Genomic DNA, 13923 nt, shown 5'->3' with positions numbered 1-13923 from the left:
TTAGACCTGGTTGGTACCAGCCGACGACAGCCCGTGACCGATGGCCTCGATGAGTCGCGGCCGCAGCTCGGCCGCACTGATCACCGCGTCCACCGATCCGACGTCACGCGCCCGCTGGATGCTGTGCACCTTGTCGAACCCGGTCGCCACCTCGGTCAGCTTCTCGGCCCGTACGGCGGTCCGCACCTCAGCAAGCTCGGTCGCCAGCTCAGCGCGCTCCGCCGCACTCGCCGCACCGACCTTCTCGGCCAGTGCCGCGACCCGCGGGTCGGCCGCCGTCCGGGCGTCCACCTCCGCCGAGAACACAACCGCCGCGGCCGGTGCACCACCGAGCACCGAGGCGAACGAACCCTCGACCGCGAGCACGGTCATCGACGGGTTCAGCTGCTTGGAGAAGACCACGAACGCACCACCGTGGTACCGCGAAACCACGCAGAACACGATCGGGCCGGAGAAATTCACGATCGCGCGGCCGATCTCGGCGCCGTACTCGAGTTGCAGGTTGCGCATCGAGTCCGGTGAGCCGTCGAACCCGGACAGGTTCGCCAGTACGACGAGGGGCCGGTTGCCGCTGGCCGCGTTGATCGCCCGCGCCGTCTTCTTGGACGACCGCGGGAACAGCGTGCCGGCCGTGTAGGTGTCGGGTCCGTCGGCCGGCGGGAAGCCGCGCCGCGGCACCGACTTGGACTCGATGCCGACCAGGCAGACCGGGTAGCCGCCGAGCCGCACGTCCTGCACCACGGCGGTGTCGGCGTCGGCCATCCCGGCCCAGCGCTCCAGCACCGGGTGGTCCTGGTCGCTGACCGCCCGCATCAACGTGCGGATGTCGAAGGCCTTCTTGCGGTCCGGGTTCGTCTCGGCGGAGAAGATCTCGCCGACCGTCTTGAAGTCGCTGCCCTCCGCACTGTGCGGGTACGGCGTGACGTCGCGATCGATCGGGTCAGTCGTCTCGGCCCGGCGCGGGCGGTCCTCGCCCGGCAGCACGTACGTGTGGTCGTAGTGCGACATCAGCACGTCGCGGGCGCCCTTGAGGTCCGGCGCCCAGTACTGCGCCTGGCCGTTCGGGCCCATCACCCGGTCGTAGCCGCCGATACCGAAGTTGTCCTCGGCCGAGACGCTGCCGGAGAAGTCCAGGGTCTGCTTACCGGTCAGCACCATCGCGCTGTCCGGCGTCATCACCAGGATGCCCTTGGTGTGCATCAGCATCGTCGCTTCGGCGTTCCAGTACGGCTGGGCGCCGACGTTGATCCCGGCCACGACGATGTTGATCTCGCCGCCGGCCTGGGTGAACTCGACGATCCGCTTCAGTGCCTTGGCGACCCAGTCCATGTTCTCGGTGCCGGAGTCCATCGAGATCCGGGCACCGGCCGACAGCGAGTACCACTCGACCGGGATCTGCAGCCGCTCGGCCAGGTCGATGGCCGCGATGATCCGGGAGCACTCCGGCTCCGCGACCGCGCCGAGCGCCTTGGTCGGGTCGCCGCTGAGCGCGACCCGGGTGATCCCCTCGGGGTAGCGGGCGGTCGGCGTACTGACGACGCCGAGGATGATGCCGGCCTTGTTCAGCCCGCGTGGCCGCTCGACCGGGACCAGCGCGCCGCTGTCGTCCAGATCGTGCTCGACGAACGAGCCGCCCGGACCGGTGACGATCCCACTGACCTCGTACGGGTAGATCGTGTTGCGGCGCCGCGAGCGCTGAACCTTCTGCGCATAGTCGTCGAGCGGCATCAGCTTGGTCGTCGGCGGCTCCTCGATCGAGGTGACCACACCCGCGCCCGGCTGGGCGTAGAACCGGGCAGCGACCGGGTACGCCGATCCGTCGGGCCCCTCGACGCGGCCCTGGATCAGGACCTCCTCGATACCGGCGCCGGCCGTCATCGGGGCGATCTTGCTCTTCAGCGTGGTGACCTCGTCGAGCTGTGCGTCGACGGTCGGCCAGATGTGGATCCAGACGTGGTTCATGTCCAGCTTGGCTCCGGCCGCACCGCGCGCGGTCCGGGCCCGGCGGACCGCCTCGAGGCAGTTCGCGATCGCGCGCTCGGCGTGCGGCAGCGACGTGACGTTGCCGTCCTCGTCGCGGACCACGGCGAACTGGCGGATCTGGGCGAGCGCGACGAGCCGCTGGTCGGCTGCGTTGTCGCGGGCGACGCAGTAGTACAGCAGTACGTCGTCCGGGCTCTCCAGCCGCGTGATCCGGAAATCGCGCAGGCGCCACAGGTTCAGCCGGCGGCCGACCATCGGGTGCACGCCGCGGACGTTGTCGTCCTCGACCACCGAGCCGTCGGCCGGACGGTAGGTGAAGTACGACACCGGGCTGTCGCCACCAGGCGCGACCGCGACCGAGATCCGGCGAGCGCGCTGGGCGATCGGCAGGTCGGCCACCATCTGGCGGTACAGGTCGGAGGCGTCCTGCTGCCCCTCGGGCATGTCGGAGCCGAACAGGTAGAGCTCGACCACCGCCTCGTGCCCGGCCGGACCGGCGTCGAGTCGCGCGGTCAGCGCCTGCGAGAGTCCGCTGTTCGGGTCGGCCAGCTCGGCCGTCGTACCGACTGTGGTGACGAGGTGGGTGGGGCGGTCGTCGATCGTGTAGTCGGCGGTCGCGAACGGCCGGCCGTCGACGGTGACCTCGTTGACGTCGTGCAGCTCGTACTCGCGGTAGTGACGACGGATGAGCACCTCGAGCATCGGCTCACGCTCACCCCAGCCGCCCTCCAGCCGCTGCGCCAGGAACCGGACGATCGGCTCCGGGATCGCGGCCAGCCGGTCGAGCCGCTCCTTGCGGTCGGGCGCCTCCGGGTGCGCAGCGAGGTCGGCGACCTCGTCAGCCACACCCGCGATCACCGAAGCGCGAGCCTCGTCGACCAGCGGCTGGTCGAACCAGCGGAACCGGACGCTGCGAGCCAGGTCACCGATGATCGGGAAGCGCAGCTGCGTGGCCAGCACCAACCGGTCCAGCAGCTCGTGCACGGCCTCGTCCAGCGGGGCCTCCGGCCGCGGCTCGTCGATCCAACGCTCCAGCACCGACGTGACCAGCAGGATGTCGGGAGTGGACCGCTGCTGAGCGAGGAAGATCCGGAACACGGCCTCCTCGACCTCAGTACTGCGCTCCAGCTCCTTCACGCCGTAGTGCGCCAGCACCCGAGCCAGCCGGGACTGGAACTCGGCCGGCAGACCGCCGCGCTCGGGGTCGAGGCTCTGCAGGTACGTGTGGAAGTGCTCGCGCGGGCTGTGCACCCGGTTCTCGGTGCTGATCTCCTCACCGGCCGGCCGGTTGCGGCTCAGCTCGGCGAAGTCCGCGAACACCTGCATCAGATCGATCTCGTCCGCCACCGGCGGCTGCGGCAACTGCGTCCGGGCCAGCAGGTAGCCGGCCAGCATGCCGCCTTCATCACGCGGGTCGATGTCAAACCCGAGCAGCATGCTGCGCAGGTCGTCCCGACCACGCTCGACCCGCTCCGCGGGTGTCAGCTCACGAGCACCGTTCGGCAGCTCAAGCCGTACGGCGTTCTGCTCCGGAGCAGCGGCCGCACCATCGGCCTCGTCCGCGATCGGCTCCAGCCGCAACAGCGGCGCACCGGTCTCCACCTGGCTACCGGTCGAGACCTGCAGCTCCTTCACGGTGGCCTTGAACGGCGCGTAGAGCACCGTCTCCATCTTCATGCTCTCCAGCACCAGAACCGGCGCACCGGCCTCGACCTCGGCACCGGCCTGCACCGGCGTCGCGACCACGAGCGCCGGCGCGGGCGAGCGCAGTACGCCGCCCTCGTCCCGGCTGACGCGGTGCGTCACACCGTCGACCTCGATCAGGTGCACCGGGCCGTGGGTCGCGGTGACGAGCCGGAACCGCTGCCCGCCAACCGTCAGCCGGCCGCTGTGACCGTCCAGACGCTCCAGATCGGCGTCCACCACCTTGAAGGCGTCGGTCCCGGAGCCGACGCCGACGCGGAACCGGGTCCGCCCGATCCGCGCCACCGTCACCCGGTACGTCGCCCCCCGCAGCTTCAAGTCGATCGCGCGACCAACCTCGTGCTGCACCTGCGGACGGCCGCCGTGGGCCGTCTCCAGCAAGCGGCTCCGCTCGACCTTCTCGGCGTCCTGGTAGCCCTCGATCCCGGCCGCGACCAGCGCGATGCCGGAGTGGCGGTGCGAGACCAGACGGCCCTCACCGCGGACGCGGTCGATCCAGCCGGTGTCGGCGCTGCCATCGATCACCTCGGGCTGGTCGAGCAGTTCGAGGATGAAGCTCTTGTTGGTCGCGCCGCCCTCGATCAGCACGGTGGTCGCGGTGACCGCGCGGCGCAACCGGGCCAGGGCCTCTTCGCGGGTCCGGCCGTAGCCGATGATCTTGGCGATCATCGAGTCGAAGTCGGCCGGGATCGTGTCTCCGGCGCTGACACCGGTGTCGACCCGGATGCCGGGGCCGGCGGGCAGATCCAGAACGGCGATCCGGCCCGGGGACGGCGCGAAGTCGCGGTCCGGGTCCTCGGCGTTCAGCCGGGCCTCGACCGCATGCCCGAGCTCGGCCGGCTTCAGACCGTCGAGCCGGCCGCCGTTCGCGACGTGCAACTGAGCCTTGACCAGGTCGAACCCGGTGGTCAGTTCGGTGATCGGGTGCTCGACCTGAAGCCGCGTGTTGACCTCGAGGAACGCGAAGGTCTTCTCCCCCGGGTGGTACAGGAACTCGACCGTGGCCGCGCCGCGATAACCGACCGCGAGGGCCAGCCGCTCGGCCGACGCCTTGAGGTCCTCGACCTGACCGGCCGAGAGCAGCGGCGAGGCGGACTCCTCGATCACCTTCTGGTTGCGGCGCTGGACCGAGCAGTCGCGGACGCCGAGCGCCCATGCGGTGCCCTGGCCGTCGGCAATGACCTGCACCTCGACGTGCCGGGCGCCGGTGACGAGGCGCTCCAGGAAGACGATGCCGCTGCCGAAGGCGCGGGCCGCCTCCTCACTCGTCCGCGCGTAGGCGTCGGACAGTTCCTCGGCCGAGCGGACCACGCGGATGCCGCGGCCACCGCCACCGGCCGTTGCCTTGAGCATCAATGGGTAGCCGATCGTCTCGGCGGCGGCCAGGGCCGCGTCGAGCGACTCGACCGGTCCCCGGCTCCACGGAGCGACCGGTACGCCGACCTCCTCGGCGATCAGCTTGGAGCCGATCTTGTCGCCGAGTTTGCGCATCGCCTCGGGCGACGGGCCGATGAAGGTGACCCCGATCCGCTCGCACAGCTCGGCGAACGCCGGGTCCTCGGCGACGAAACCCCAGCCCACCCAGGCGGCGTCCGCACCGCTCTCGCGCAGCGCGCGCTCCAGTACGGCCAGGTCCAGGTACGGTCGCGCCGACGCGGGCCCGAGCGGGTACGTCAGATCCGCCTCGCGCACGAAGGTCGCCGTACGCTCGCCGTCCGTGAACAAGGCCACCGTCTCGATCGGCTCGCCACCCTCGGCGTTGACCTCCCGGACCGCGTTGATGAGCCGCATCGCGGCCTCGCCTCGGTTCACTACTGCGATACGCTTGAACATCGACCGCCTCCCTGTCGCACCACGCACGTGTAACGGCCCGGCCCTTGTGGAACACAAGTTTTGGCCGGGCCGCTCGCACACACTTTCAGGACAACGCTATTACCGTCGAGTCGGGGCAGGTTTTCAGCGTGGCCGCTGACCTCTCGCTGCGGCAAAGTCGAGCCTGAAAGCTTGATCGAGAGGGGACGCAATGCCGAACAAGACCGGCTTGGCCGATCAATTACGTCAGACCGTGAGCGGTCCGGTGCTGACCGCGAGCGACGAGGGGTTCGCCGCGGAACTGGCCGGATTCAAGACCAACGTCCAGCACCGGCCGGACGTCGTGGTCGGGATCATCTCGGCCGCCGACGCCGCCGCGGTGGTCGCGGTCGCCAACGAGACCGGTACGCCGGTGCACGTGCTCGCGACCGGTCACGGGCTGCCCGCGCCGGTCACCGAGGGCATCGTCATCACGACATCGCGCCTCAAGGGGCTGACCGTCGACCCGGCCACCAAGACTGCTCACATCGAGGCAGGCTGTCGCTGGGGCGAGGTGATCGCGGCAGCGGCCGAGCATGGGCTCGCGCCGATCGCCGGCGCCTCCGGGACGGTCGGCTGCGTCGGCCTGGTGCTCGGCGGCGGGTACGGGCCGCTGGTGCGCACGTACGGCGTCGCCTCCGACTGGGTGCGCGGCTTCGAACTCGTCACCGGCACAGGCGAGCTGGTCACGGCGAACGCAACCGAGCATCCCGACCTGTTCTGGGCGCTGCGCGGCGGCAAGGGCGGCTTCGGCGTGGTGACATCGGTCGACGTCGAGCTGGTCGAGCTCAGCACCCTGTACGGCGGCTCGATCTTCTTCGGTACGTCGGAAATCGAGTCGGTGTTCCGGACCTGGGTGGACTGGACCACGACACTGCCGGAGACCGCGACCACCTCGGCGGTCATCCTGCGACTGCCGCCGCTGGAGTTCATCCCCGAACCGCTCCGGGGCCAGACCGTGCTCAACGTCCGGTTCGCGTACGTCGGCCGGCCGGAGGAAGGCGCTGAGTTGCTGGCGCCGATCCGGGCTGCCGGTTCCGTGCTCATCGACGCGGTCGCGGAGATGCCGGCCGCGGAGATCGCGCGGATCCACAACGACCCGACCGAGCCGACGCTGTCGTGGGACCGCGGTGTCCTGCTCGGTGAGCTCGACGCCGGTTTCGCGGACGCGTTCCTCGGTGCGGTCGGCCCGGATCAGCAGGTCCCGCTGGTGGCGGTCGAGGTGCGGCACCTCGGTGGCGCCGCGAGCCGCGACGTACCGGAAGGCAGTGCGGTCGGTGGACGCGGCGGCGCCTACTCGCTGTTCATGGTCGGAGCGCCGGACCCGAGTCTGCACGAGGCCGTGCTGCCCGCTGTCGCGGAGCGAGTGCTGGGCGGTGTCCAGAAGTGGACCTCGGCCGAGAACGCGGTCAACCTGGCCGACGGGTTCGCGCTGCCGGGGTCCTACGAGGCGTGCTGGCCGGCCGAGACGCTCACCCGGCTCGGCGAGGTCCGGGCCACGTACGACCCGGACCGGCGCTTCCCGTACGGGCCGCGTTAGTCCTGGGCTAGTTTCGCGGCTTCTTCTCGTCCTTCAGGCGGGCGGCCTCGGCCCGGACGTCCGCCTGAATGGCACGCTCGTGCTCGAGCCAGTCCGGGTTCTCCGCCCGGATCGCGTCGATGTCGTCCGTGGTCAGGGCGTCGGAGACGCCGGCCCGGGCCAGCCCGCTGATCGACACGCCGAGGCGCGCCGCCACCACCGAGCGCGGGTGCGGGCCGTTCTTGCGGAGCTCCTGCAGCCACTCCGGCGGGTTGTTCTGCAGCTCCGTCAGTTCCTCCCGGGAGATGAACCCTTCCTGGAACTCGGCCGGAGTCGCCGGAAGGTAGATGTCCAGCTTCTTCGCCGCCGTCGCGGGCTTCATGTCCTGAGAGGTCTTACGTGCGGTCATTGGGTCAGGGTATCCCGGCGTGACCGGTAGCCTGACCGGGTGACCGACTCCTCCTTCCGCCTCGGGTACGTACCGGGCGTGACACCGGCCAAGTGGGCGCGGATCTGGGCCGAGAGGTTGCCCCGGACACCGATCGAGCTGATCCAGGTCGGAGCGGCCGACGCGGTCGGGCTGATCCACGACGGCACCGCGGACGCGGCCCTGGTCCGGCTGCCGATCGACCGGACCGGCCTGCACGCCATCCCCCTGTACGTCGAGCAGACGGTCGTGGTGGTCCCGAAGGATCACGTGGTCACGGCGGTCGAGGAGGTCGCCCTCGAGGACCTCGCCGACGAGCTGATGCTGCACCCGCAGGACGACGTACTGACCTGGGAACAGCCGTTGCCGGGGCGGGTGATCGACGAGCGTCCCGCGACCACCGCCGCCGCGATCGAGTTGGTTGCCATGGGCACCGGATTGCTCATCGTGCCGATGTCGCTCGCACGGCTGCACCACCGCAAGGATCTGACGTTCCGGCCGTTGCTCGAGGCACCGGCTTCGCAGGTCGCGCTGGCCTGGCCCGAGGGCGCGGAGTCCGGGCTGGTGGAGGAGTTCGTCGGCATCGTCCGCGGCCGGACCGCGAACAGCACCCGCGGCAGCCGCCCGGAACCCGAGCCGAAGAAGAAGGCCGAGCCTGCGAAGCAGCAGAACCGGCCGCAGAAGAAGAAGGGCGCCGCGCCGAAGGGCCCGACCCCCAAACGCAAGTACCGGCGCCGCTAGATTTCAGTTGAGCCTTCAACTATAGTCGGAGGATGGCGATCTTCCGGCTCAACCATGCGGTCCTGTACGTGCGCGACGTGGCCACGAGCGTCGCGTTCTACCGCGACGTTCTCGGCTTCGGCTACACCGAGATCGGTGACTCGTTCCCAGGCGGAGCGTTCCTGCGCGCACCCGGTTCGACCAACGACCACGACCTCGGCCTGTTCCAGATCGGAGCCGGGGCCGGACCGTCCGGCGCCGGCCGGAGCACGGTGGGCCTGTACCACCTGGCCTGGGAGGTCGACACTCTCGGCGACCTGGCCGAGCTGTCAGGCAAGCTGCAGGAAGCCGGCGCACTGGTCGGCCAGACCGACCACGGCACCACCAAGTCCTTGTACGGCAAGGACCCCGACGGCCTCGAGTTCGAGATCGTCTGGATCATTCCTGCCGATCTCCTCACCGACGCGGACCGTGAGAAAGCGGGCACCAGGCGCCTCGACCTCGACGCGGAGCTGGCGAAGTACGGCGAGGACGCCCGCAGCGGGGTCGGGATCTCACGCTGATCCGCTGACCAGGTGCTCGGTGATCCGCAGCGATCCGGCGAGCACCGTCAGGACCGGGTTCACGCCTCCGTTCGTCACATGGACGGAGGCGTCGGCGATCCGGACGTTGTCGTGACCCCAGACGCGGCCGTACGGGTCGGTGACCGATCGCGCCGGGTCGTCGCCCATCCGGCAGGTACCTGCTTGATGCTGGCCGGTGCTCGCGCGGTTCGTCGTACCGATGCCTGCGATCGCCGTCCGAATTGCGCCTGCGGCCTTGAGCCACTCGTCGGCCTTCGCGCTCAGGAACGCTTGGGCCCGGACGTCTTCGGGGTGGATCGAGCCGCTGATCTTCGCGACCGGGTTGCCGAAGCGGTCCTTCACTTGTGGGTCGACCTGGATGCGTGAATCGGGCGACGTCACCTCCTGGATCGGGCCGACGACCCGCAGCATCCGGCGGGCTTCGCGGCGCATCGCCTGCTTCCCGGCGAGGCCTGCGCGCGGGATCAGGCCGGCTCCGGTCAGATAGTCGTACGTCGCGGCGGGGGTGGGCACGAACTCGTTGGCCAGCATGCCGCCGCCGATGATGCCGTCGTTACCGTGCCGGAAGTCGCAGGTCGCGATCGAGACGCCGGGCCCGATCAGGTCGGCCAGTTCGTCGTCGAACAGTCCGACCGCACCGGCGTATACGTGGGCTTGGAGGTAGCGGCCGACCTGGTCCTGGTTGTTGCCGATGCCGTTCGGCTCGGCGGGATGGGCGCTGTTGAGCAGCAGCCGCGGGGTCTCCGAGGCGCCGGCGGCGAGGATGACCTCGTCGCACTCGATCGTGCGGCGCCAGATGTGGTCGCCGTCGATCGCTGCGAGAGCGACTCCGGTGACCCGGCCGGCGCTGTTGACCACGAGCCGCTCGGCGGTGGTGTCGGTTGTCAGCGTGCAGCGGCCGGTCGCGAGCGCTGCCGGTAGCGCGGTGTTGTGGGTGCCGGACTTCGCCTCGACCGGACAGGCGAAGCCGACGCACTGGCCGCAGCGGACGCACGCAGCGCGGCCTTGGTAGGCGACCGAGTTGATCAGCAGCGGTACGTCGAGCGTGCCCCAGCCAAGCGTCTCCGCAGCAGCCGCGAGGCGGTGCGCCGGACCGGTCCGCGGCAACGGCGGCATCGGGAGCTCGCGAGGCTCGTGCCACGGGTCTGTCCCACCGCCGCTGACCCCGAACCGCTGCTCGGCCAAGCGGTAGTAGGGCGCCAGGTCGTCGTACGAGATGGGCCAGTCCGCGAGCCCGCTTCCCTCTGGTACGCCGTACATGCTGGCCATCCGGAAGTCGTGCGGCACGAACCGCCACGCCTGCGCCCCAAACACCCGCGTGCCACCGCCCACCGTGAACGCATTGTTGCCCCACGCCCCGTCCGGCGGCAGCGGGTACGACGTCACGCCATCTACCACCGCCACCCGCGGCCGCCCCTGCGGATCCGGATCGGTCCCCGCCGGCAACCCCGCCACCGACCGCGGATTCCGCAAATGGTCCCGCGCCAGCGACTCCGTCGACGGATACCCGCCAGCCTCGACGACCAGCACACTCCGCCCACCCTCGGCCACCACCTGCGCCGCTGCTCCCCCACCCGCCCCCGACCCAATCACCACCACGTCATACCGCGCCGCCAACGCACTCCGAGGCGTCACAGTCAGCTCGGTCGAAACCGACTCCCAACCCCCAGCCACATCCGCTCGCCACCCCACCATCGCCCAAGCCGCTGGCACAGCCCCGCCCACACCCCACCTCCGAGCGCCGTCCCCCGCGTAGTACCCCTGGGCGATCAGGTGGATCAGCCACGCCCCGTCCACGTCCGCGAGCACCGCCTCGACCACCGACTCTCCCGCCACGACCCCGCGCGAAGGCTCGGCCGCGTCCTCCGGCGTTGCGCTCCCCCGCAGTACCGCCCCCGCGACCTCGAGCGCTCGCTCCACCCGCGGCTTCCAGTCCGGCCTATCCGTCGCCAGCACTCGCTAGATGAACGCGACCGCTCCGGCTTCCGCGGCGGAGGGATAGTCGTCGGCGGGCACCGCGAGCTCCGCCAGCTGTTCGAGCACCTGCCGCTGCGTTTCGGTCAGCACGTCCAGCCCTCCACAGTTTGTACTTGCCGGTCCATTTTTCCCGCGGAACGCTGGAGCCATGGCACTCGACAACTATTACCTGCTCGGCCGCTCCGGCCTCCGCGTCAGCCGGCTCGCGCTCGGCACGATGAACTTCGGCACCGGCGGTTTCCATGCCTCCTACGGCCGCACCCCCGACCAGGCCGGCGCGATCTTCCACACCTATGTCGATGCCGGCGGCAACTTCGTCGACACCGCCGACTTCTACACCGCCGGTGAGAGCGAGGAGATCCTCGGCAAGCTGATCACCGAGAGCGCTCTCCGGGACAAGATCGTGCTCACCAGCAAGTTCACCAACAGCGTCGAGGACGGCAACCCGAACGCCGGCGGCAACGGCCGCAAGCACATGATCCGCGCCGTCGAGGAATCGCTCCGCCGTCTGCAGACCGACTACCTCGACCTGTTCCTCCTGCACACCTGGGACCGCATCACGCCGATCGACGAGGTCCTCCGCACGTTCGACGACCTCACCCGCGCCGGCAAGATCCGGTACGCCGGTCTGTCCGACGTACCGGCCTGGTACGCCGCTCGCGCGCAGAACGACGCCGTACCGATGGTGAGCCTGCAACTCCCGTACCCCCTGGCCGAGCGCACCATCGAGACCGAACACGTCGCCATGGCGCAGACCCTCGGGCTCGGCATCACCGCGTGGAGCCCGCTCGCCGGTGGCTTCCTGACCGGCAAGTACCGGCGCGACGGCGGCTCCGGCGAAGGTCGCCTCAACGCAGCGAGCACACCGACCTGGAGCGACCGGCACTGGGACCTGCTCAAGACCCTGAACGCAGTGGCCGACGAGCTCGGCGTGACCATGGCGCAGGTAGCGGTCAACTGGGTCGCAACCCAGCCGGCTGTCGCCTCGGCGATCGTCGGCGCGAGCTCCCCCGAACAGCTCACCTCGACCATGGCCGCGCTCGACTTCGAGATCCCGCCTGCGCTCCGCGCCGAGCTCGACGCGGCGAGCGCCGTACCGGCTGAGTCGGTCTACCGAATGTTCACCCCGGAATACCAGGCCTGGCTGGTCAACCCAGGCGCGAAGGTCGGCGACAAGCCGGCCGGCTACCAGCCACCGGTCCTCAACTGGTCTTGACGCGCAGATAGTCCAGGCAAAGATCGAGCGCGTACTCGAGATGCTGGGCCGAGCCCGACGACATCAGAATCGCCACCCCACCTTGGATCGCAGCCATCAACGCTCCCGCGGCCCGGGTGGAGTCGACATCGGCGCGAATCTCACCAGCGGCCTGCATCTCCTCGATCCCGGCCTGCAACCGCTGCTGCCACTGCGTGAGCAGCTTGTCCGTCACCGCCTGTGCCGCGGGCGTGTGCCGCCCGATCTCGGTGATCAGTACGCCGAGCGGGCAGTGCACGCCCTGCCGTCGGTACCGCTCGACCAAGACGTCTCGCCAGTCCTGCCAGGCGTCCCAGCTGGCCAACTGACCCAGCTGTGGCTCCTGGTCCTCGAGCACCCGCTCGGCCTCACGCTCGGCCACCGCGAGCAGCAATTGCTCCTTGCCGTCCGGGAAATAGTGGAACAGCTGACTCTTGCCCGTCCGGCTCCGCTGCCCGATGCCGTCCAGCGTCACCGCGCTGATCCCCCGCTCGCGGATCTCCACGGCCGCCGCGTCCACGATCCGCTCTCGCGTCGCCAGTCCCTTCGCCGTCAGCACGCTTCGACTGTACCCGCCGGTCCAGAACCATCCGGAGCGGCGTACGGCGCGGGTTGTTGCGAGGACAGGGTGATCTGGTGAGACTGAGCCGGTGAAGACTGAGCCGGTACCGGCGGGTGACCGGCGATGGTGACGACGATCGGCGTGGTCGGGCCATCGGACCTCGTCACCTCCACGTGCAAGATCATCGGGGCGCAGCGCGGGATCGAGGTGGTGCCGCTCAAGTACCGCCGGGAGACCGACACGCCGAAGGTGATGGCCGAGGCCCCGCCGAGCGTGGACGCCTGGCTGTTCACGGGCGTGGTTCCGTACCAGATCGCCGCGGCCAACGACCTGCTCGACCGCCCGGCGACCCACGTCGAGTACACCGGCGCCACGTTGCTGCGTGCGCTGGTGGAGCTGCTCGGCGACGGTCAGGACATCAAGTCGATGAGCATCGACGTCCTCGACGAGGCGCAGGTGCACGAGACGCTGGCTGAGGCGGGGCTGCCGACTCGTCACGTCAAGGTGTTGCCGTACCGGCCCGGACTGAGCTCGGACGACGTACTGGAGTTCCACCGGGCGGCTGGGGCGACGGTCGCGATCACGTGCCTGCGGTCGGCGTACGACAAGCTTCGGGCCGAGCGGCCGACCATCCGGCTCGCGCCCTCGATTCACTCGGTGCGCAGTGCGCTCAACGGCCTGCTGCTCGTCCACGACGCCCTGCGCAGCGACGACGCCCAGATCGCGCTCGGTCTGGTCGAGATCGCCGCCGCCGGCGAGAGCGCTCTCCGGCGTGAGGCCGGCTCGCTCGGCGGCAGCGTCATCCCGTACGACGACAAGCGGTATCTCGTCATCGCCACCCGCGGCCCGCTCGAGCAGGCGACCGCCTCGTTCACCGAGCTCGGGATGCTGACTAGGTTGAAGGAACAGTTCGGCCCGGTGCGGATCGGGTTCGGCATCGGCGGCTCCGGCACCGAGACCGAGGCGCTGGCCCGGCGGGCACTCGGCCGCGCCAAGACCGCGGGGCGGACAGCAGCCGTCGTCTCGCTGCGCAACGACATCGACTTGATCCTGGTCGGCGGCGCGACGCCACGCGCACAGCAGCGTTCGAAGCTTCAGCTGCTCGCGCAGCGCGCAGGGTTGTCGAAGGCAACCCTGGAGCGGCTCCAGGAGCTCGTGCACGCGGAGCCGGAGGACGGCGTGACCACGCGATCAGTGGCCGACCATCTAGGCATCCAGCCGCGCACAGCCCGCCGCGTGCTGAACCGCCTGGAGCGCGCCGGTCTGGCCGACGCGACCGGCACTCAGATCGGAACCGGCAGCGGCCGGCCACTGGTCGTCTACCGCGTCCACCTCTGATCCAGTAGGGTCGGCGGTAATTAC

The 13923-nt window shown here is 70.1% G+C and carries 9 protein-coding genes; 5 read left to right on the top strand and 4 right to left on the bottom strand.

Translation table 11 applies throughout. The annotated features are described in order from the left end of the window. A complete protein-coding gene (locus ABZS29_RS19190; protein WP_355463590.1) occupies positions 1-5520 on the bottom strand; it encodes a carboxyl transferase domain-containing protein in 5520 nt (1839 codons plus the stop codon). Positions 5521-5710: 190 nt separating this feature from the next. Between ABZS29_RS19190 and ABZS29_RS19185 the strand changes: the two genes are divergently transcribed. Further along, entirely contained in the window at positions 5711-7078 is a 1368-nt protein-coding gene (locus ABZS29_RS19185) for an FAD-binding oxidoreductase (protein ID WP_355463589.1), read from the top strand. A 7-nt stretch (positions 7079-7085) separates the two neighbouring features. Here the strand turns inward: ABZS29_RS19185 and ABZS29_RS19180 are convergent, their stop codons facing one another. Continuing rightward, the gene (locus tag ABZS29_RS19180) at positions 7086-7466 is read right to left on the bottom strand and encodes a DUF5997 family protein (RefSeq protein ID WP_355463588.1); all 381 of its coding nucleotides are present in this window, start codon (positions 7464-7466) and stop codon (positions 7086-7088) included. Positions 7467-7505: 39 nt separating this feature from the next. Here ABZS29_RS19180 and ABZS29_RS19175 point away from each other — a divergent pair, with 39 nt between their 5' ends. Together ABZS29_RS19175 and ABZS29_RS19170 are read left to right on the top strand one after the other, a co-directional pair. Next, entirely contained in the window at positions 7506-8225 is a 720-nt protein-coding gene (locus ABZS29_RS19175; RefSeq protein ID WP_355463587.1) for a LysR substrate-binding domain-containing protein, read from the top strand. A 32-nt stretch (positions 8226-8257) separates the two neighbouring features. Continuing rightward, a complete protein-coding gene (locus tag ABZS29_RS19170) occupies positions 8258-8767 on the top strand; it encodes a VOC family protein (RefSeq protein WP_355463586.1) in 510 nt (169 codons plus the stop codon). On the opposite strand, the gene ABZS29_RS19165 is transcribed toward ABZS29_RS19170, so the two are convergent. Continuing rightward, positions 8759-10708, bottom strand: coding sequence for a GMC family oxidoreductase (locus tag ABZS29_RS19165; RefSeq protein WP_355463585.1), 1950 nt, complete (start codon positions 10706-10708; stop codon positions 8759-8761). The two genes, ABZS29_RS19170 and ABZS29_RS19165, sit on opposite strands and share 9 nt — an antisense overlap. Positions 10709-10913: 205 nt before the next feature. On the opposite strand from ABZS29_RS19165, the gene ABZS29_RS19160 reads away from it, so the two are divergent. Continuing rightward, on the top strand, positions 10914-11981 hold the full coding sequence (locus tag ABZS29_RS19160; protein ID WP_355463584.1) for an aldo/keto reductase: 1068 nt from the start codon (positions 10914-10916) through the stop codon (positions 11979-11981). Here the strand turns inward: ABZS29_RS19160 and ABZS29_RS19155 are convergent. Continuing rightward, a complete protein-coding gene (locus ABZS29_RS19155; protein WP_355463583.1) occupies positions 11968-12558 on the bottom strand; it encodes a TetR/AcrR family transcriptional regulator in 591 nt (196 codons plus the stop codon). The two genes, ABZS29_RS19160 and ABZS29_RS19155, sit on opposite strands and share 14 nt — an antisense overlap. Positions 12559-12684: 126 nt before the next feature. Here ABZS29_RS19155 and ABZS29_RS19150 point away from each other — a divergent pair, with 126 nt between their 5' ends. Further along, on the top strand, positions 12685-13899 hold the full coding sequence (locus ABZS29_RS19150; protein ID WP_355463582.1) for a helix-turn-helix domain-containing protein: 1215 nt from the start codon (positions 12685-12687) through the stop codon (positions 13897-13899). The last annotated feature ends 24 nt before the right edge of the window (positions 13900-13923 follow it).

It is taken from the genome of Kribbella sp. NPDC005582, assembly GCF_040605415.1.
Lineage (GTDB): Bacteria > Actinomycetota > Actinomycetes > Propionibacteriales > Kribbellaceae > Kribbella.
This window is presented reverse-complemented; position numbering and strand designations above follow the sequence as displayed.